Genomic DNA, 18,748 nt, shown 5'->3' on the forward strand with positions numbered 1-18,748 from the left:
GAGTACAGAAAACTGGTCGCATAAGAGGTTTTTTCTCTTGTCCCATTATTGGGGTGCAGTGCCGATGTCTAGTCGGGTTTTTATCAAGGCTTGCTCTGTGGTAAATACTTAATTTTCTAGCCAAAGTTTGGTATAATAAAGGGTATGAATACGCAAGAAAAAGAATCAAATTACAAACTCCTACTAGCCCAGTTAGAAGCTCTCTTAGAAGGAGAGAACAATGCCTTGGCCAATTTAGCCAATGCCAGTGCTCTGCTCAATCAAGCTCTACCTCATTCAGTCTTTGCAGGTTTTTACCTCTATGATCAAAAAGAGTTGATTTTAGGTCCCTTTCAAGGACAGGTATCTTGTGTCCATATCGCTCTAGGAAAAGGTGTCTGTGGAGAAGCAGCAGAGAAAAGAGAGACGCTGGTCATCGAGGATGTAACCCAGCATGCCAATTATATCTCTTGTGACAGTCGGGCCATGAGTGAGATTGTGGTCCCCATGGTCTTGAAGGACCAGTTGCTGGGAGTGTTGGATCTAGATTCGGATCGGGTGGGAGATTATGACGACCTGGATCGCCTTTATTTGGAACGTTTTGTAGCCATCTTGCTCAAAAAAACAAATTGGAATTTTAGGATGTTTGGAGTAGTAGACTAATGTATCAAGCCCTCTATCGTAAATACCGAAGCCAGACCTTTGGCCAGCTTGTAGGGCAGGAGGTTATTGCAACGACCCTACGACAAGCAGTCGAACAGGGAAAAATTAGCCACGCCTATCTCTTTTCTGGCCCTCGTGGGACCGGGAAGACCAGTGTGGCAAAAATCTTTGCCAAGGCCATGAACTGCCCCAATCAAAAAGGGGGAGAGCCTTGTAACGAATGTTATATCTGTGAAGCCATTACCAATGGTAGTTTAGAGGATGTCATCGAGATTGACGCTGCTTCTAATAATGGGGTGGATGAGATCCGCGATATCCGCGATAAATCCACCTATGCGCCTAGCCTAGCCCCTCATAAGGTCTATATTATTGACGAGGTCCACATGCTCTCAACGGGAGCCTTTAACGCCCTTCTCAAGACCTTGGAAGAACCGACAGAAAATGTGGTCTTTATTTTAGCGACAACGGAATTGCATAAGATTCCAGCAACCATCCTTTCGCGGGTTCAACGCTTTGAGTTCAAATCCATCAAGACGCCAGCCATTCAAGACCACCTAAAAGCTGTTTTGGATAAAGAAGGCATTGATTACGAAGAAGAAGCTGTAGCCATTATTGCCCGTCGGGCAGAAGGTGGGATGCGGGATGCCTTGTCCATTTTGGACCAGGCCCTCAGCCTGACAGCTGGTGCCCAATTGACCACTGCGACGGCAGAAGAAATCACAGGCTCCATTAGTCAAGAAGCTTTGGATCTCTATGTGGCAGCCTTGGCAGTACAAGATGCAACAGCTGCCTTGGACCAGTTAAACCTCATCTTTGATAATGGGAAAAATATGGCCCGCTTTGTGACAGATCTCTTGCAGTATTTACGGGATCTCTTAATCGTTCAGACAGGTGGGGAAAATCTCCATGTCAGTGAACGATTTAACCAGAATCTAGCCATTCCGCAAGCCACCCTCTTTGCTTGGATTGATCTTGCGACAAGGAGCTTAGCGGATATCAAAAACAGCCTGCAGCCCAAGATCTATACAGAGATGATGACCATTCGCTTGGCAGAATACAAAGGTGAGGGCTCTTCAGCTAGTCAAACGGCTCTTCCAGCAGATTTCTTGGCACAAATGGACCAACTCAAAAGAGAAGTGGAGTTACTGAAAAGTCAATTAGCTCAAGTAGGGAGCGGGTCTCCTGTAGCCAAGTCAGCTCCAGCCCGTCCTCAGAAGTCTAGCAAGGACTATCGAGTGGATCGCAATAAGGTTCAAGCCATCTTACAAGAAGCGGTTGAAAATCCAGATTTAGCCCGTAACAATCTCATCCGCCTGCAAAATGCTTGGGGGGAAATTATTGAAAGCTTAGCAGGGGCAGATAAGGCCTTGCTGGTTGGTTCGCAACCGGTTGCGGCCAATGAACGCCATGCGATTCTTGCTTTTGAGTCTGCCTTTAATGCCGAACAGACCATGAAGCGAGATAACCTCAATACCATGTTTGGCAATATTTTGAGCAATGCAGCCGGATTCTCACCTGAAATTTTGGCCATTTCCATGGAGGAGTGGACCCAGGTCCGGGCGGAATTCTCGAAGAAAGCGCGTGGTCACAAGGATGAAGTCGAGGTGGCAGAAGAGCCTGTCATTCCGGAAGGTTTTGATTTTCTCTCTGAGAAAATTACGATCCAAGAAGACTAGCCTGTGCTTTTTTCAGAAAATCGTGGTAGAATAACAATATGAATAAACGTCAATTTTGGACTATGGCTATCTTTACAGCCTTTGAAACCTATTTTTTCAATGATGCAGTAATGAGAGAAAGTTACCTGGCAGCTATCTTCTGGGCTCTCTTGATACTGAGAAATTTGCAAGTCAGCTATATCTTAGGGAAATTGGTCGAAAGTATCGATCAACAGCTCAATCAGAAAAAACGGGATAAGTATAAAAAATAAGCACCGAGAGGTGCTTATTTTTTTGAGCTGTTGATCTGTTTTACAGGTCCCACTGTTTGAGGGAAATTTCGCCACTGTTGAGCCAGCGTTCTTGGCCTTCCTCCAGTTGGACTAGTAGTTGTCCACTATCTGAGATATCCTTGGCCAGACCTTGGTAGCTGGTTTGATTTTGTTCGAAGCGGACTTCTTTACCTAGGACCAGTGAACGTTGCTTGTAGAGGTAGATCAGCTCCTCTTCTGGAGTGGTGAAAAACTCCTTCCAAATCTCAGCAATCAGTTCATTGCGGGAAATGGGAGGCTGGGCACCAAAGAGGGCCCCTGCCTTGTCCTCCAGTTCCCTTGGAAAATCAGTGATGGAAAAATTGAGCCCCACACCAATAATGACATCTGTGATGAGGCCTGTTTCGATAGAGCTGATGGCTTCAGTCAGAATGCCTCCAACTTTTTTCCCCTTGTAGTAGATGTCATTGACCCACTTGATATCGACGTCCAGTAAGGCTAGATTTTTCAGAGCCTTGTAGATAGCAGCAGCGACCATGAGGGTATAGGCGGGAGCTTGATCGAAAGGGAGGTTGGGCTTGAGGTGGAGGGACATGTAGATCCCCCCTTGAGAAGGACAGAAGTAGTCGCGCCCAAAACGCCCCTTACCAGCCGTTTGAAAAGGAGCCAGATACAGAGTAGCAGATTGGGCACCCGCTTCCATGGCATTCTTAGCGTCTAACTGGGTGGATTGGCACTGGGGATTATAGGAGACTGTCAATGGACTAAGCTCCTCGATGACTTGGGGGATTAGGAGGTCTCCAGAAAGGATCTTGTAGCCTCTATTTTTAACAGACTCAATCTCGATGCCTTCTTTTTCTAGACGTTGGATTGCTTTCCAGATAGAGGTGCGAGATAGGCCCATTTCCTGGGCTAGTTGCTCGCCGTTGACATAATCCTGAGCTTGGGATAAGGTTTGGTATAAAATTTCGTGTGTTTTCATAGTTTCTTATTTTCGAAAAGGATGGAAGATCATCCATTCTTGGTACTTTCTCTTAAGGTGAGTTTGGTTCCTAGCATGGTGAGGGTCGGTATTTCTCTCGGTGCTAGGACTTGCTTATTGAGGACGTCCATAGCGGTACGTCCCATTTCTTCTGTAAAAACAGTGATGGTCGAGAGGGGAGGAAAGACTTGCTTGGCTAAACTGGTATCATTAAAGGAGATGAGTTGGATGTCATCAGGGACCTTGATGCCGGCTTCTTGAAAGGCGCGGAGAGCCCCAATGGCCAAACTATCACTGGCAGCAAAATATGCATCTGGTAAGGGTGAGCCAGACTGAAGTTTAGCGGAAATGAGGTCATAGCCTGATTGAGCTGTAAAACTACCTGTGAGGATGAGTTCAGGGTGATAAATGTTTCTTTCGATGCAGTAGTTACGATAAGCTCTGCGCCGAGGATCGGGAATACTTTCCAGTAGGTCAGTCGTTTTTTCCTCACCGGTTAGGAGACCGATCGTTGTACACCTTTGTTTTCGTAAATAGTGAAGAGCGGTCTGTACAGCATTTTCAAATTCAGTCGTGACACAAGGATGTCCTTGGTTAAGAGTGTTACTATCGACAAAAACCAGAGGCTTGGCTAGCTTTTGTAGCTCGACAATCTGAATTCTACTAAACTTTCCAATACAAATGACCCCAACAACTTCCTCCCCTAATCGAAAGGGAATATCATTGAAATAGCGTAGGATGCCATAATCGAGATCCTGTGCTCTTTTTTCAATGCCTAAACGGATGTTGTAGTAGTAAAGGTCGTCCAGCTCTCCCTCTTCACTTTTCCATTGGATGATGACAATTTGTTGTTTTTCTTTCTTAAAGTTCCCACTTTTCTGATGTCTGGTGTAGCCTAGTTCGTCAGCAACGGTCAAAATTCTGTGGCGGGTTTCCTCCGTTACAGAAAGACTAGTATCTTGATTCAGCACACGTGAAACAGTGGCGATGGATACGTTAGCGAGACTGGCAATATCCTTTAATGTAGCCATAAGTTTTCTCCTTCTGTCCTCTAGTATATCATAGCTTTGGCCTGGTTAGTGTATTTTACTAAAATTTTAGTAAATTAATTGATTTGCTTGATGAAAAGGGTTACACTAAAGATAAATAACTATATAAGTGAGGTAATCTCAATGAATACTCAAGAACTTCGGAACGCTTTTCAAACAGTCTTTGGAGCAGAAGCGGATCATACTTTTTTCTCACCAGGTCGGATCAATCTGATTGGTGAGCACACAGACTATAACGGGGGTCACGTCTTCCCTGCAGCTATCACCCTTGGTACCTACGGAGCAGCTCGCAAACGCGAGGATAAGCTTCTTCGTTTCTTCTCTGCTAACTTTGAAGACAAGGGCATCATTGAAGTTCCTCTTGAAAACCTTCAGTTTGAAGAGGAGCACAACTGGACCAACTATCCAAAAGGCGTTCTTCATTTCTTGCAAGAAGCTGGTCACACCATTGATGTGGGGATGGATGTCTATGTCTACGGGAATATTCCAAATGGATCTGGTCTCTCTTCTTCAGCCTCACTAGAGATGCTGACGGGAGTCATTGCAGAAAGGATCTACGGTTTGACAGTGGATCGGGTGGACTTGGTTAAAATTGGAAAACAAACAGAAAACCACTTTATCGGGGTCAACTCTGGCATCATGGACCAGTTCGCGATCGGCATGGGAGCTGACCAACGAGCCATTTATCTGGATACCAACACCTTGGAATATGATTTGGTGCCCCTTGATTTGAAAGACAATGTCGTCGTGATTATGAATACCAACAAACGTCGAGAATTGATTGATTCAAAATACAATGAACGCCGTGCGGAATGTGAAACAGCTGTCTCAGAATTGCAAGGCAAACTAGACATCCAAACCTTGGGTGAATTGGATGTCTGGGATTTTGATACCTATAGCTACTTGATCAAGGATGAAAATCGCATCAAACGAGCTCGCCATGCTGTCCTCGAAAACCAACGGACTCTCCAAGCTCGTAAGGCTCTGGAAGAAGGAAATTTGGAAGCTTTTGGCCGTTTCATGAATGCTTCCCACGTATCCTTAGAACACGATTATGAGGTAACTGGACTTGAATTGGACACCTTGGTTCATACAGCTTGGGCTCAAGAAGGTGTTCTTGGTGCTCGTATGACAGGAGCAGGTTTTGGTGGTTGTGCGATTGCCTTGGTTCAAAAAGATGCGGTTGAAGCCTTCAAGGAAGCTGTTGGCAAACACTATGAAGAAATCGTTGGCTATGCTCCAAGCTTCTATATCGCTGAAGTGGCAGGTGGTACTCACGTTTTAGACTAGGAGAGAAGGATATGGAAGCTGTAATATTTGATTTAGATGGCTTATTAGCCGATACTGAAATCATTTCTCTAAAAGTTTATCAAGAATTGCTTAGAGATTTTGGAATTCCTTTCACAGAAGAAACTTATTCTAGAGACTACAGTGGACATAGGGAAGAGGAAAATGTTCAACGATTTTTGGATACCTATGATTTACCTTGGAATTTCGAACAAACTCTGGCTAAAGTTTATGAACTAGAAGGTCGAATCTTAGCCCAAGGTGTTCATTTAAAAAAAGGTGCTAAAAATTTGCTTACTTTTTTGAAAACAGAGGTCATCCCAATCGCCCTAGCAACTTCAAGTGTTGAATCTCGGGCTAGAATGATATTGGATAGCAATGGGATCCTGTCTCTATTTGACCATCTAGTTTTTGCAAAAGATGTCAAACGAAGCAAGCCATACCCAGATATATTTTTAAAGGCTTGTAGCGATTTGAATGCTTTACCAGAGAATTGCTTGGTACTAGAGGATAGTGAAGCAGGTATTGAAGCGGCATCTAGAGCTGGGATTCCAGTTATTTGTATTCCAGATTTAAAAATACCAGCACAGTCTTTCTTAAATAAAACAGAACAAGTTTTTCAGGATTTGGATGCTGTTAGAGATTATTTAGAAAGTAAGAAGGAGGTTTTCTAGTGACCTTAGTAGAAACATTTGTTACCAAAGTCATTGCAGAAAGTGCCTTTGAAGAGTTGGATCGTATCTATCTGACCAATCGCGTCTTGGCACTGGTGGGAGATGGGGTTCTTGAAGTCAAGACTGACCAAGATAATTTGATTGACCTTAAAGATCAGCTTGTCGAGGAAGCCGTTCGCTTGGAAACGATTGAAGATAGTCTGGCTGCGCGCGAGATTCTCGATGCTGACCTCATGGACTTGGTAACGCCGTGTCCGAGTCAGGTTAATCGTGACTTTTGGGCTACTTATGCCCAGTCACCAGAGCAGGCGATTGCGGATTTCTACCAACTTAGTCAGAAGAATGACTACATCAAACTAAAGGCTATCGCAAAAAATATTGCTTATCGTGTACCGTCTGACTACGGTGAACTGGAGATTACCATCAATCTCTCTAAGCCTGAAAAAGATCCAAAAGAGATCGCGGCAGCGAAGTTGGTCAAGTCGAGCAACTATCCTCAATGTCAGCTTTGTATGGAAAATGAGGGCTACCATGGTCGTGTCAACCATCCAGCTAGAAGCAATCATCGTATTATCCGTTTTGACATTTCTGGGCAGGAGTGGGGCTTCCAGTATTCGCCTTATGCATACTTTAATGAACACTGTATTTTCTTAGATAGCCAACATCGTCCTATGGCCATTAGTCGCCAAAGTTTTGAACGTTTGTTAGCAATTGTAGAGCAGTTTCCAGGTTATTTTGCTGGTTCGAATGCTGACCTGCCCATTGTAGGGGGATCTATCCTGACACACGATCATTATCAAGGGGGGCGTCATGTCTTCCCAATGGAAGTAGCTCCTGTTGAGGAAAGTTTTAACATTGAGGGCTTTGAGGCTGTATCGCTAGGGATTGTCAACTGGCCCATGTCGGTTCTACGTTTGCAATCAGACGACAAGGAACAATTGATTGCTCTGGCAGACCATATCCTTACAGCCTGGCGTGGCTACTCGGTTCCAGCCGTTCAAGTCTTAGCGGCATCCGACGGTCAGCCCCACCATACCATTACCCCCATTGCACGAATTCGTGATGGGCATTATGAGCTGGACTTGGTGCTCCGTGACAACCAAACCTCACCAGAGCATCCAGATGGTATCTATCACCCACATGCGGATGTGCAACACATTAAAAAAGAAAATATCGGCTTGATCGAAGTCATGGGCTTGGCGATTTTGCCACCTCGTCTCAAGGAAGAGCTCAAGCAGGTCCAAGACTATCTACTTGGACGTGAGAATACTGTGGCGACCTACCACCAGGCTTGGGCGGATGACTTGAAAGCCACTCACACAGCCATCACAGAAGAAGCAGAGGCAGAGGCCCTTGTCCGTGAATCAGTTGGCCAGATCTTTGCGCGCGTGCTGGAAGATGCTGGAGTCTACAAGAGAACAGCAGAAGGACAAGCAGCCTTTAGACGCTTTGTTGCGACGCTTTAAGTGTGGAGAAAAGGCAGAAATTTGGTACAATAAGAGAGAAGACAAAGAAGCGAAAGGAAAATAAATGGCAATACTCGTACTCGGAGGAGCTGGCTATATCGGTTCCCACATGGTGGACCGCTTGGTTAATGAAGGACAGGAAAAAGTCGTCGTGGTCGATAGCCTGGTCACAGGCCACCGTGCAGCGGTGCATCCAGATGCCGTCTTTTACCAAGGAGACTTGGCGGATCAAGACTTTATGCGCACTGTTTTTAAGGAACATGCAGATATTGATGCGGTCATCCACTTTGCGGCCTACTCACTGGTCGCTGAATCCATGGCCGATCCATTGAAATATTTTGACAACAATACAGCAGGCATGGTCAAGCTCTTGGAAGACATGCATGAATGTGGGGTGCACTACATCGTCTTTTCTTCAACTGCTGCCACCTACGGCATTCCAGAAGAAATTCCGATTCTTGAAACCACTCCGCAAAAACCAATCAACCCTTATGGCGAAAGCAAGCTCATGATGGAAACCATCATGCGTTGGGCTGATCAAGCCTACGGCATCAAGTATGTGCCCCTTCGTTACTTTAATGTAGCAGGTGCTAAGCCTGACGGAACTATCGGAGAAGACCATGGACCAGAGACCCATCTCTTACCGATCGTCTTACAAGTGGCCCAAGGAAAACGCGAGAAGATCTCTATTTTTGGAGATGACTACCAGACACCAGATGGCACCAATGTTCGGGACTATGTCCATCCATTTGACTTGGCGGATGCCCATCTTTTAGCAGTGGAGTATCTGCGTAATGGCAACCCATCTACTGCCTTTAACCTGGGCTCGTCGACTGGATTCTCCAATCTTCAAATCGTAGAAGCAGCCCGCAAGGTGACGGGACATCCAATCCCTCTGGAGATTGCAGATCGCAGACCAGGAGATCCAGATACCCTGATCGCATCCTCTGAGAAGGCGCGTGCCATTCTCGGCTGGCAGCCAAAATTTGACAATATCGAAACCATTATCCAAACAGCCTGGGCTTGGCATTCCAGCCACCCAGATGGCTACAATGATCGATAAGACGAAAACTCAAGTCAGTTGGCTTGAGTTTTTGTATGGGGGAATATGCTATAATGAAGAAAACAGAAGGGTGTGCACGAGTAATGTCACCTAACGGGTCAACAAGGATAGTAGGAGCAAGAATGATAAAATATTTGGTGTAAAAATTTCTCAGGTTTCGAGAGCGTGGATTTGTACAAATCACTCAGAAGACCTTGGTATCTCTCTTTCCATTTTTACTTTTCTCAGCAATTGTTCGCGTGATTTCCCAGTCCTTCTTTTCAGATAGAGGCTATATAAATATGCTCTTTTCTGTTTCGGACGGGTTCCCAGGTTTTCAGCTCACGGGTCAAGTCTTGTCCAATCTTTCTAATTTTACAAGTGGTTTGGCTGGACCTTTAGCAACCTATTTTGCAGGGAAATATACAGCTGGACATTATGGGAGAAGTACAGGAACGGCTGGTGTGACAGCTCTTATGGTCAGTTTTCTTGTTAGCTCACAGGGATTATTGATGGGGCCTCTTCGGGATGGCAACTATCTCACATCAATCTACCTGCGACGATCAATATTTTCTTGGCGATTTTTTTAGGTTACCTAATTGGCCAGATTTTTCGTCTTTCCAAAGCCAGTGACGACCAAATCGTCACTAAAGACTTTATTTATCAACCCAAGACTGTACGTCCGATTTTCTTGTCTCTGCTCTTAGGAGTCAGTTTAAATGGCCTCTTAGTCCTGGGCAATCAGTACCGTGTCTTTCAGACCATAGGTCAATTTTTCAGTTTACTGACCGTGACTAGTCATCACCTCCTATCCACTTTTGTCATGGGACTCTTGAATATTTTATCGGCTTGGGTAGGAAACAGTCAGGTTTTTGCCTTGAACTCGATTGCGGATGATAGTTTTGCCTTGGAAAATCTGACTTATGCCGTCACCAATCATACGACAACAGGCATTCCTTATCTCTACACCTTGACCAATTTGTACCGCAGTTACGGCATGGTGGCAGGAGTTGGTTCAGTCCTAGCACTTTTAGTCGCGATCTTACTGGTTTCACGAAGTCAAAAGGACAAGAAAGTTAGTTTCCTTAGTATCTTTCCAAGCCTCTTTAACAATGGCGCTCCTTTTATGGTAGGAATCCCGGTCCTCCTCAACCTGCTATATGTGATTCCCTTCTTATTGATCCCCTTGGTCAATATGGGAATGGCAGCTCTGGCTTTGTGCTTCAAACTGATGCCAGCAGCTGTCTATCCAGTGCCAGATGGGACACCAAGCATCCTTTATGCTTTTATTGGGACGGGAGGAAGCCTAAGAGCTTTAGCTGTGAGTCTCCTCTGCTTTGCCCTGGACGTAGTGCTTTATATTCCCTTTGTCCGTATTGGCAACCAAGTTCGGAAAGATTTGCTAGAAGAAGGAGGAAGCCATGAAAATCTCTAAAAAAACAGCGCTGGTTTTCACCTTGGTCTGCCTTTTCTTGATTAGCTTGGTCGTGCCTTCTTATAGCTGGACTCGAAAAAATGTCCAGAAAATCGAAAAATTCTATAATTCAAAACTATCGCCAATTATCATGATCCCGGGAAGCTCTGCGACGGAAAATCGCTTTGATGGCTTGGTGACCAAGCTCAACCAAGACCGGCAAGGAACCAAACACAGCCTGCTCAAGGTCAAGGTCTGGAATGATGGTACCATTACTTATAGTGGGAGTATCGATGCCAAGGACAATGAACCGATTATCGTCCTTGGTTTTGAAAACAACAAGGATGGCTACAGCAATATCAAAAAGCAAGCCAAAATGGTTAACCAAGCCTTTGAAGCCTTGCAAGAAAAATACAACTTCAATAACTTTAAGGGACTGGCCCACTCTAATGGAGGCTTGATTTATACCGCCTTTATTGAAAATTATCTAGGGGATTATGACGTGGATCTCAAGACCCTCATGACCATTGGGACCCCTTATAACTTTACCGAGACCAACATCAAAAATAAATCAGAGATGTTGGCAGACTTTATCAAGAACAGAGAAGCTATTCCGACAACCCTTCATATGTATTCGGTAGCTGGTACCATTACCTATGACTCGGATGAGTTGGTTCCGGATGCTAGTGTATCGGCTGGTAAGTATATCTATCAAAATCAAGCAGCCAGTTATACAGAGATCACGGTGACAGGAGAGGATGCGCAACACTCGGACCTTCCGACCAATGATGAAGTGGTCGCCTTGATCAAGCAACACATTGAAAGTCAGGATCATCAAAATCGGCAGGAGCAGAAGAATCCGAATTAAATCATATATACTAAGAAGGTTTTACACAAATTATTAGGTGTAGCCTTCTTTTTTGGTATAATATAGAGAAAAGTACAGCTATCAAGGATGACACAAAAGGAGAAACTTATGAAACGAAAAGAGAAATTGGGAGCAGTCATTCTCCTAGCAGCAGGACTTGTTACGGTTGGTTGTAGCAAACGGACTCCTCGACATTCTAGTCAGTTGAATAACAGCTCGGAAACATCGTCGATATCATCTTCCGGTAAAAAAGTTACTAAAAAAGAGGTGAAAAAGGATTACAAGAAGTTGTACCAGCCCATATTTGAGGATTATCAAAAGATTTTGACCTCGCCAAAGGATACAGCAAGTATTGCAAGTCTCTATCAAAGTTTACAAGCAACTGAGCGTCCAATCAATAGTTGGGCAATCGAGAATGCAGTTAACCAAGCAGATGAAATGCGTTATGCCTTTGCAGATTTGAATAATGATGGGATAGAGGAACTGTTGATTGCAGACCTAAATGTGAGTGGCAAATATTTCTTAACCGGTCTTTATTATTTGCAAGCTGGGAAACCAGTCCTTTTAGCAGAAGGGTTCGTGGCAGGCCATGGTGGAGCAAGAAATGCTGCTCTTGTCTATAAAGAAGGAGAAGTTTTGGAGCTTAGCTGGTCCTCAGGTACGGGTCAAGGTTATGGAACTCTTTATCAGCTTAATGCTAAGCAAAAGCAAGCGACTATCCTCCAAGAAAAAGAGATTCAAATACAAGCAAATGATATTGCTGCTGATTTTGGAAAAAATGCATCCGATCAAATTGATTTAAGAGGTCTCGATTGGCAGGAATTTGAAGTTCCAAGTCGTTCAACTAAATCAGAAACACAACTAAAAGCTCCTTGGAATGCCAACAAATCGGCGAAACTGGAAGCTTTTATAAAGGACTGGGGGGGAAGACTAGGACAACCCAATTACCAAAAGGGAATCGCAGGAGGAGACGTTGGGGCTGACCATCTCTATATCCTTGGGGATGGTCCAAGTGAGAAAATGAATGCCGAGTATACGGATACAGGTCTAGGAAATGCCCAGTACAGAATTGTAGAGCGTTATAGCAATTGGGATAAATTTCCAGATGTTCATAGTTACTTTTTCGCTATCACCAATACGGGAGAACCGATCGTCTTTCATTCAGATACAACTAATGGAGGACAAATGTATCTTAAACCGACAGAAAATGCTGAACTCCAGGCAGAGTTCAAACGCTTAGTGGAAGAAGAGTAATTTTTATTATCCAGAGTTTGGTCTTGGCCAAACTCTTTTTTTTTTAAAAATAATATTTCGATATCGAAATAGTTGACAGATGTAATACAGAGTGTTACAATAGTTCAAAAAGTTCGATATAGAAGAATAAGGAGTTGAAATGAACAAGGGGTTAGGGGGCTATCAAGCTCTACAGATTCGTTTGTTAAACGGGCGTATCTTTCAAAAACTCTTGAGCAAGGAACCAGATGCTCAATACAGAAGTGAACAGGGAAAAATTTTAACGATTTTATGGAAGCAAGAGTTGGGGTGCGCTACTGCGACCGATATCGCTCTTGCGACGGGTCTAGCCAATAATACATTGACCAGTATGGTTAAGAAATTGGAAGAACAAGGCTTGGTCACGATTCAACCTTGTACGCAGGATAAAAGGAAAAAATATATCTCTTTGACAGACCTCGGTTGGGCGCAAAAAGAGATTGGCGACCGTGTCAGCAACGAACTTGGAGAGATTTTTTATCAAGGATTTTCTGATCAAGAAATCCAGGAATTTGAAGCTTATCAAGAGCGTATTATCTCAAATCTAAAAGCTAAAGAGAATGACATCTAGGGAAAGGAAGTAACAGTTATGATTGGAATAACAGGTGTAACAGGGAAATTAGGTTCCTATATGGCTGATCTTGTTGATAAAAAAGGAATCGCTTCAGTCCATCTAGCAAGAAGCCCAGAGCGTGCAAAAGTTTACGCGTCTGCGGAAATCCGTAAAATAGTGTATGCCAATACTCCAGAGGTGGTTGAGGCCTTGAAGGGTATCGATATCTTGTTGATGGTTTCTGCTAGGGAAAATCCAGAGCGTGTCAAGGAGCACAAGGAGTTTTTAGATGCTGCAAAGCTAGCGGGGGTGCAGCAAATTGTTTATACCTCCTTTTATGGGGCAGATGAGAAGGCAACTTTCACTTTGTCTCGAGATCATGCCCAGACGGAAGCCTATATCAAGGAGTCAGGGTTCACCTACACTTTTTTGAGAGATAATTTTTACTTGGACTTCTTGATTGATATTGCGCTTGAAAATGGAGAAATTCGTGGTCCAGCAGGAAGTGGTCTTGTGTCAGCTGTTGCCCGTAAGGACACATCTAGGGTTGCGGCAGAGATTCTTTTAAATCCTAAGGAGTGGGAAAATCAAACCTTGAATCTGACAGGGCCAGAGGATCTTTCCATGGAAGAAATCGTAGCGCTCCTCTCAAAAGAGAGCGGTAAGACCATCACGTATGTAGATGAATCAGTAGAAGAAGCCTATGAGTCACGGAAAAAATGGCCAGCACAAAACTGGGAGTACGATGCCTGGGTCAGTACCTATACAGCGATTAAAGCTGGCGAACAGGCTGGGGTTTCAACAGATGTCGAAAAAGTCCTAGGGCATCCAGCAAGTAGTCTATTGGATATTCTTAGAGATAGAAAATTTATTGAGGAAGAACATGATTGAATACAAACATGTAGCCTTGCGCTACACGGATAAAAATATTTTAAAAGATGTCAATCTCCGAATTGAAAATGGAGAATTTATGGTACTAGTGGGTCCTTCAGGATCTGGAAAGACCACCATGCTCAAGATGGTCAACCGTCTCTTGGAGCCGACAGATGGAAATATCTATATGGATGGGAAACGGATCAAGGACTATGATGAACGGGAGTTACGTCTCAGTACCGGCTATGTCCTTCAAGCCATTGCCCTATTTCCTAACCTGACAGTTGCGGAAAATATTGCTCTCATTCCTGAGATGAAGGGCTGGAGCAAGGAGCAAATCTCCTCCAAAACAGAAGAACTCTTGGCCAAGGTTGGCCTACCTGCTGCAGAGTATGCAAATCGCATGCCTAGTGAATTATCTGGTGGGGAGCAACAGCGGATTGGCATTGTGCGAGCTATCATTGGGGAACCAAAGATTCTATTGATGGACGAACCTTTTTCAGCCTTGGATGCCATCTCTCGCAAGCAGTTGCAGGCTCTTACAAAAGATTTACATAAAGAATTCGGCATGACGACCATCTTCGTAACCCATGATACGGACGAGGCTTTGAAATTAGGCGACCGGATTGCAGTACTGCAAGAAGGAGAGATTGTGCAGGTGGCGGATTCTAAAATCATCCTAGTCAAGCCAGCCAACGACTTTGTCGCAGATTTATTTGGAGGTGCTCACCATGTCTAAACTACTTGCAACCTTTCAAGAACGATTTGGGGACTGGCTCACTGCACTGGGGCAACATTTGCAACTGTCATTACTGACCTTGCTCCTTGCTGTTTTTCTGGCTGTCCCGCTAGCTGTTTATTTAAGTACACGCAAGAGAGCTAGCAACTGGGTCTTACAGGTAGCTGGGATCTTCCAGACCATTCCTTCCATGGCCCTTCTCGGCCTCTTCATTCCTATTATGGGGATTGGGACGCTTCCGGCCTTGACAGCTCTCGTCATCTATGCCATTTTCCCCATCCTTCAAAATACCATCACCGGTTTGCAAGGGATAGACCCAAGTCTAGAAGAAGCAGGGGTCGCCTTTGGAATGACCAAGTGGGAACGACTCAAGAAGTTCGAGATTCCCTTGGCCATGCCCGTCATTATGTCTGGAATACGGACAGCAGCTGTGATGATTATCGGGACGGCTACCCTAGCTGCCTTGATTGGAGCAGGAGGACTCGGTTCCTTTATCCTTCTGGGGATTGACCGCAATAATGCCAGTCTGATTTTGATCGGTGCTCTGTCTTCTGCCTTCTTAGCCATCGCCTTTAACCTTCTTCTCAAATGGATGGAAAAGGCTAAATTGCGGACCATCTTTGCGGCCTTTGCTTTCATGGTCCTTGGATTGGGAGCTAGCTATGCACCAAGTCTTCTTCCAAAACCAGAAAAAGAAAACCTGGTCATTGCTGGGAAGTTAGGACCAGAACCCGAAATTCTAGCTAACATGTATAAGATCTTGATCGAGGAAAACACGGACATGACAGTGACCGTCAAGCCGAATTTTGGGAAGACCACCTTCCTCTATGAAGCCCTGAAAAAAGGGGACATCGCTATCTATCCAGAGTTTACAGGGACCGTGACCGAAAGTCTCCTCAAGCCAGCACCACAAGTCGGTCATGATCCAGAAGCAGTCTACAAAGCAGCCCGAGATGGGATCAAACGACAAGACGACTTGGCCTTGCTCAAACCCATGGCTTATCAGAATACCTACGCTGTCGCGGTGCCTAAGAAAATTGCCCAAGAGTATGGCCTTAAGACCATTTCCGACTTGAAAAAGGTAGAAGGACAACTCAAGGCAGGCTTTACCTTGGAGTTTAACGACCGAGAGGACGGAAACAAGGGATTGCAGAAGGTCTATGGTCTTAATCTACAAGTCTCCACCATGGAGCCAGCCCTTCGCTACCAGGCGATCCAGTCTGGCGATATCCAGATAACAGATGCCTACTCAACGGATGCCGAGCTGGCTCGTTATGACCTGGTGGTCCTTGAAGATGACAAGCAACTCTTCCCACCTTATCAAGGGGCGCCCCTCATGAAAACTGCATTGCTCGAAAAACACCCTGAGTTGGAAGCTGTTCTCAATAAGTTGGCTGGTAAAATCACAGCAGACCAAATGAGCCAGATGAATTACCAAGTCGGAGTAGAAGGCAAGTCTGCTAATCAAGTGGCACGTGACTTTCTGGTGAAAGAAGGGTTTATCAAAAAATAATCCGAATTTTAAATTGAAATAAGTCACTTTATTTAAGTTGTTTCAGATTGAAGATAAAATACTCAAAATAGCTTTCCTTAGGCTCAATAATTCCGAGTTCTAGAAACACTAGTGTTTCTAGAACTTTTCTCACAGAGGAAAGTTTCAGAAGATGGTTGAATAAATCTAATAAATAATATTATTTCATCTTTAAAGAAGTTATTAGATTGATATAAAAGAACAGTTTGTCTACAGTCTCAACAAACATCAGAAATGGTGTTTGTTTTTTATAGCAGTTATCTCCAATTGATTTTCTGAAGTCTTCAGGGATGTTTGATCTATTTTTTAATTCCCGAACGTTTTTAGGAAAATTTCAGAAAAATCTTGACTTCTATGAAAATAGGCGTATGATTGGTTGTGAACTGTTGAACAATCTTTTTCAAGAGAATCCCTGATGTCGACTAAGGGATCTGTGAAAGGAGAAGCAGTTCAAATTAAAAATCTATAGAGCGTTGCGTCCGAAAGTCTAAATAGACACGGCTCTTTAAAAACAAAAGGAGAAAAAATGAATACTTATTTCCAAAAGAAACTCGCAAATGCCAAAGTGACTCTCAGTGAGATGTCAGGTGGTTACCACAGGATGGTTGCCGGGATGAAGAAGCTTGGCTTTCTTGGGAGCTTAAAAGCAATCTGGAAAGACCTCTTTGCCCATCGTAGCTTAGGAGGCTGGATTTACCTCTTGGTATTGGGAAGTTTCCCACTGTGGTTGGAGCTTATATACGAGCACCGCATAGTGGATTGGACTGGGATGATTTGTAGTCTAACAGGGATTATCTGCGTGATCTTTGTATCGGAAGGTCGTGCTAGTAACTACCTCTTTGGTTTGATCAATTCTATTATCTATCTGATATTGGCCTTACAAAAAGGCTTTTACGGTGAGGTTTTGACAACCCTATACTTCACAGTCATGCAGCCGATTGGCCTTCTGGTATGGATTTATCAAGCTCAATTCAAAAAAGAACAACAAGAATTTGTTGCCCGTAAATTAGATAAGGTCGGATGGACCAAGTATCTATCTATTAGCGTGCTTTGGTGGTTAGTTTTCGGGCTTATATATCAGTCAATTGGGGCCAATCGTCCGTATCGGGATTCCATCACGGATGCAACAAATGGGGTTGGCCAACTCTTGATGACAGCTGTTTACCGTGAACAGTGGATTTTCTGGGCAGCGACCAACGTTTTCTCTATCTACCTTTGGTGGGGAGAGAGCCTTCAAATTCAAGGGAAATACTTCATTTACTTAATCAACAGTCTAGTTGGTTGGTACCAATGGACGAACGCTGCTAAGAAGGGGTATTAGTGATAATCAATAAAATGCAATAGGTTGGGAATTTTGCCCAACCTATTTTTGTGATATACTAGAGTAGTTTTTGAGACTTATAAAAATGGGTTTTTCTAGTTCAAATATATAAAAAAGGAGAATACATGGACATCTTTTTGAGGAGTATATCGGGGATTCTCGTCATCCTGGGTATGATTTTAGTGGGCTTTGTCATTGGTGAAAAAGGCTGGTTCGATGACAAGTCGCGTGGCCTACTCGCTAAATTGGTCACTCAAGTTGCTCTTCCCTGCTATATGCTCTACACCATCACGCAGCGCTTCACAGCAGAAGATCTACTTAAAATGTTGCCAGCCTTGCGGTTTCCTGCCCTGTCTATGGTTATTTTGCTTGGCATCGCGACAGGAGTAGCCAGAATCTTTGCGGTGAGACAGGACCGTCGTGGCCTCTTTATTTCCATGTTTTTTAACTCCAATACCATCTTCGTGGGGCTTCCTATTAACCAAGCCCTCTTTGGAGATGCCAGCATTCCCTATGTTTTGATCTATTACATGTGCAATACGACCTTTTTCTGGACCTTGGGGACCTATCTCATCCAGCGGGATGGTGAGGGAGAAGCTCAGTTTGATCTCAAAACGAGTCTGAAAAAAGTCTTTTCTCCGCCACTCATGGGCTTTCTCTTGGGACTAGTCTTGGTGATGCTGCAGATCAAGTTGCCAGCCTTTCTAGCCAGTGATTTGCAGTATATGGGTAATTTAACAACCCCTTTATCCATGATATTCATCGGTTTGTCAGTGTCTCATGTAGGTGTGAAGCAGTTGGTTCTGGGAAAAGATCAGCTATTGATTCTACTAGGTCGCTTCCTGGTTGCTCCACTCTTAATGGCTTCCATCGTTTACTGGATGCCTCTTCCAAACTTGATGAAGCAAGTCTTTATCATCCAGTCCGCCATGCCTGTGATGACCAATGCGCCAGTTGTTGCCAGACTCTACGGTGCTGATAGTAATTATGCATCCGTCATGGTGACAGAGACGACCCTTGCAACCATGGTGGTGATCCCTATTCTCATGCTGTTGATGGCTTAATAAATAAAAAGAGCTCAAGTTTTCATTGAAAAAACCTGAGCTTT

Annotated in this window: 17 protein-coding genes and 1 pseudogene; 16 read left to right on the plus strand and 2 right to left on the minus strand. The window is 44.2% G+C overall.

The features are described 5' to 3' along the window. The first annotated feature begins 144 nt into the window (after nucleotides 1-144). The 3 genes from ADH49_RS06540 to ADH49_RS06550 are packed head-to-tail and all read left to right on the plus strand — an operon-like array spanning nucleotide 145 to nucleotide 2,569. Nucleotides 145-642: a GAF domain-containing protein gene (locus ADH49_RS06540; RefSeq protein ID WP_048690908.1), complete on the plus strand. Its 498-nt coding sequence runs from the start codon at nucleotides 145-147 to the stop codon at nucleotides 640-642. Then, nucleotides 642-2,318, plus strand: a complete 1,677-nt coding sequence (dnaX, locus tag ADH49_RS06545) for a DNA polymerase III subunit gamma/tau (protein WP_048690910.1) — start codon at nucleotides 642-644, stop codon at nucleotides 2,316-2,318. Before ADH49_RS06540 ends, dnaX begins: the two co-directional genes overlap by 1 nt. Nucleotides 2,319-2,356: 38 nt before the next feature. After that, on the plus strand, nucleotides 2,357-2,569 hold the full coding sequence (locus ADH49_RS06550; protein WP_048690913.1) for a DUF3272 family protein: 213 nt from the start codon (nucleotides 2,357-2,359) through the stop codon (nucleotides 2,567-2,569). A 40-nt stretch (nucleotides 2,570-2,609) separates the two neighbouring features. On the opposite strand, the gene birA is transcribed toward ADH49_RS06550, so the two are convergent. Both birA and ADH49_RS06560 read right to left on the minus strand, forming a co-directional pair. After that, nucleotides 2,610-3,551, minus strand: coding sequence for a bifunctional biotin--[acetyl-CoA-carboxylase] ligase/biotin operon repressor BirA (gene birA, locus ADH49_RS06555; RefSeq protein ID WP_048690915.1), 942 nt, complete (start codon nucleotides 3,549-3,551; stop codon nucleotides 2,610-2,612). A 29-nt stretch (nucleotides 3,552-3,580) separates the two neighbouring features. Continuing rightward, a complete protein-coding gene (locus ADH49_RS06560; protein WP_048690917.1) occupies nucleotides 3,581-4,582 on the minus strand; it encodes a LacI family DNA-binding transcriptional regulator in 1,002 nt (333 codons plus the stop codon). Between the two features lie 141 nt (nucleotides 4,583-4,723). Between ADH49_RS06560 and ADH49_RS06565 the strand changes: the two genes are divergently transcribed. From ADH49_RS06565 to ADH49_RS06625, 13 genes and pseudogenes are all read left to right on the plus strand, one after another. After that, on the plus strand, nucleotides 4,724-5,890 hold the full coding sequence (locus ADH49_RS06565; protein WP_048690919.1) for a galactokinase: 1,167 nt from the start codon (nucleotides 4,724-4,726) through the stop codon (nucleotides 5,888-5,890). A gap of 11 nt (nucleotides 5,891-5,901) precedes the next feature. After that, nucleotides 5,902-6,561: an HAD family hydrolase gene (locus ADH49_RS06570; RefSeq protein ID WP_048690920.1), complete on the plus strand. Its 660-nt coding sequence runs from the start codon at nucleotides 5,902-5,904 to the stop codon at nucleotides 6,559-6,561. After that, a complete protein-coding gene (gene galT / locus ADH49_RS06575; RefSeq protein ID WP_048690922.1) occupies nucleotides 6,561-8,027 on the plus strand; it encodes a UDP-glucose--hexose-1-phosphate uridylyltransferase in 1,467 nt (488 codons plus the stop codon). Before ADH49_RS06570 ends, galT begins: the two co-directional genes overlap by 1 nt. Before the next feature lie 64 nt (nucleotides 8,028-8,091). After that, entirely contained in the window at nucleotides 8,092-9,090 is a 999-nt protein-coding gene (galE, locus tag ADH49_RS06580; RefSeq protein ID WP_048690925.1) for a UDP-glucose 4-epimerase GalE, read from the plus strand. A 179-nt stretch (nucleotides 9,091-9,269) separates the two neighbouring features. Continuing rightward, nucleotides 9,270-10,504: pseudogene (locus ADH49_RS06585) on the plus strand (PTS transporter subunit EIIC). Beyond that, nucleotides 10,491-11,351 carry an alpha/beta hydrolase gene (locus tag ADH49_RS06590; RefSeq protein ID WP_048690927.1) on the plus strand — a complete coding sequence of 287 codons (861 nt, stop codon included), beginning with the start codon at nucleotides 10,491-10,493 and terminating at the stop codon, nucleotides 11,349-11,351. The pseudogene ADH49_RS06585 and the gene ADH49_RS06590 overlap by 14 nt, the downstream one beginning before the upstream one ends. A 108-nt stretch (nucleotides 11,352-11,459) precedes the next feature. Continuing rightward, the gene (locus ADH49_RS06595; RefSeq protein WP_048690929.1) at nucleotides 11,460-12,605 is read left to right on the plus strand and encodes a DUF4767 domain-containing protein; all 1,146 of its coding nucleotides are present in this window, start codon (nucleotides 11,460-11,462) and stop codon (nucleotides 12,603-12,605) included. A gap of 139 nt (nucleotides 12,606-12,744) precedes the next feature. Next, nucleotides 12,745-13,194 carry a MarR family winged helix-turn-helix transcriptional regulator gene (locus ADH49_RS06600; RefSeq protein WP_048690932.1) on the plus strand — a complete coding sequence of 150 codons (450 nt, stop codon included), beginning with the start codon at nucleotides 12,745-12,747 and terminating at the stop codon, nucleotides 13,192-13,194. An 18-nt stretch (nucleotides 13,195-13,212) separates the two neighbouring features. Beyond that, nucleotides 13,213-14,067, plus strand: coding sequence for an SDR family oxidoreductase (locus ADH49_RS06605; protein WP_048690934.1), 855 nt, complete (start codon nucleotides 13,213-13,215; stop codon nucleotides 14,065-14,067). After that, nucleotides 14,060-14,788: an ABC transporter ATP-binding protein gene (locus ADH49_RS06610; RefSeq protein ID WP_048690936.1), complete on the plus strand. Its 729-nt coding sequence runs from the start codon at nucleotides 14,060-14,062 to the stop codon at nucleotides 14,786-14,788. The genes ADH49_RS06605 and ADH49_RS06610 overlap by 8 nt, the downstream gene beginning before the upstream one ends. Then, the gene (locus ADH49_RS06615; protein WP_048690938.1) at nucleotides 14,781-16,301 is read left to right on the plus strand and encodes an ABC transporter permease/substrate-binding protein; all 1,521 of its coding nucleotides are present in this window, start codon (nucleotides 14,781-14,783) and stop codon (nucleotides 16,299-16,301) included. Before ADH49_RS06610 ends, ADH49_RS06615 begins: the two co-directional genes overlap by 8 nt. A gap of 544 nt (nucleotides 16,302-16,845) precedes the next feature. Beyond that, nucleotides 16,846-17,640, plus strand: coding sequence for a nicotinamide riboside transporter PnuC (gene pnuC / locus ADH49_RS06620; RefSeq protein WP_048690940.1), 795 nt, complete (start codon nucleotides 16,846-16,848; stop codon nucleotides 17,638-17,640). Nucleotides 17,641-17,765: 125 nt separating this feature from the next. Next, on the plus strand, nucleotides 17,766-18,704 hold the full coding sequence (locus tag ADH49_RS06625; protein ID WP_048690945.1) for an AEC family transporter: 939 nt from the start codon (nucleotides 17,766-17,768) through the stop codon (nucleotides 18,702-18,704). Nucleotides 18,705-18,748: the final 44 nt, after the last annotated feature.

The organism is Streptococcus sp. 400_SSPC (assembly GCF_001072745.1).
Taxonomy (GTDB): domain Bacteria; phylum Bacillota; class Bacilli; order Lactobacillales; family Streptococcaceae; genus Streptococcus; species Streptococcus xiaochunlingii.

Excerpts from the sequence above, each read along its gene's own strand:
- ADH49_RS06560 (WP_048690917.1), bottom strand. The coding sequence starts at position 4,582 with ATGGCTACATTAAAGGATATTGCCAGTCTCGCTAACGTATCCATCGCC.
- dnaX (WP_048690910.1), top strand. The coding sequence starts at position 642 with ATGTATCAAGCCCTCTATCGTAAATACCGAAGCCAGACCTTTGGCCAG.
- birA (WP_048690915.1), bottom strand. The coding sequence starts at position 3,551 with ATGAAAACACACGAAATTTTATACCAAACCTTATCCCAAGCTCAGGAT.
- ADH49_RS06570 (WP_048690920.1), top strand. The coding sequence starts at position 5,902 with ATGGAAGCTGTAATATTTGATTTAGATGGCTTATTAGCCGATACTGAA.
- ADH49_RS06565 (WP_048690919.1), top strand. The coding sequence starts at position 4,724 with ATGAATACTCAAGAACTTCGGAACGCTTTTCAAACAGTCTTTGGAGCA.
- ADH49_RS06595 (WP_048690929.1), top strand. The coding sequence starts at position 11,460 with ATGAAACGAAAAGAGAAATTGGGAGCAGTCATTCTCCTAGCAGCAGGA.
- ADH49_RS06605 (WP_048690934.1), top strand. The coding sequence starts at position 13,213 with ATGATTGGAATAACAGGTGTAACAGGGAAATTAGGTTCCTATATGGCT.
- ADH49_RS06625 (WP_048690945.1), top strand. The coding sequence starts at position 17,766 with ATGGACATCTTTTTGAGGAGTATATCGGGGATTCTCGTCATCCTGGGT.
- ADH49_RS06615 (WP_048690938.1), top strand. The coding sequence starts at position 14,781 with ATGTCTAAACTACTTGCAACCTTTCAAGAACGATTTGGGGACTGGCTC.
- galE (WP_048690925.1), top strand. The coding sequence starts at position 8,092 with ATGGCAATACTCGTACTCGGAGGAGCTGGCTATATCGGTTCCCACATG.
- ADH49_RS06610 (WP_048690936.1), top strand. The coding sequence starts at position 14,060 with ATGATTGAATACAAACATGTAGCCTTGCGCTACACGGATAAAAATATT.
- ADH49_RS06540 (WP_048690908.1), top strand. The coding sequence starts at position 145 with ATGAATACGCAAGAAAAAGAATCAAATTACAAACTCCTACTAGCCCAG.
- ADH49_RS06590 (WP_048690927.1), top strand. The coding sequence starts at position 10,491 with ATGAAAATCTCTAAAAAAACAGCGCTGGTTTTCACCTTGGTCTGCCTT.
- pnuC (WP_048690940.1), top strand. The coding sequence starts at position 16,846 with ATGAATACTTATTTCCAAAAGAAACTCGCAAATGCCAAAGTGACTCTC.
- ADH49_RS06550 (WP_048690913.1), top strand. The coding sequence starts at position 2,357 with ATGAATAAACGTCAATTTTGGACTATGGCTATCTTTACAGCCTTTGAA.
- ADH49_RS06600 (WP_048690932.1), top strand. The coding sequence starts at position 12,745 with ATGAACAAGGGGTTAGGGGGCTATCAAGCTCTACAGATTCGTTTGTTA.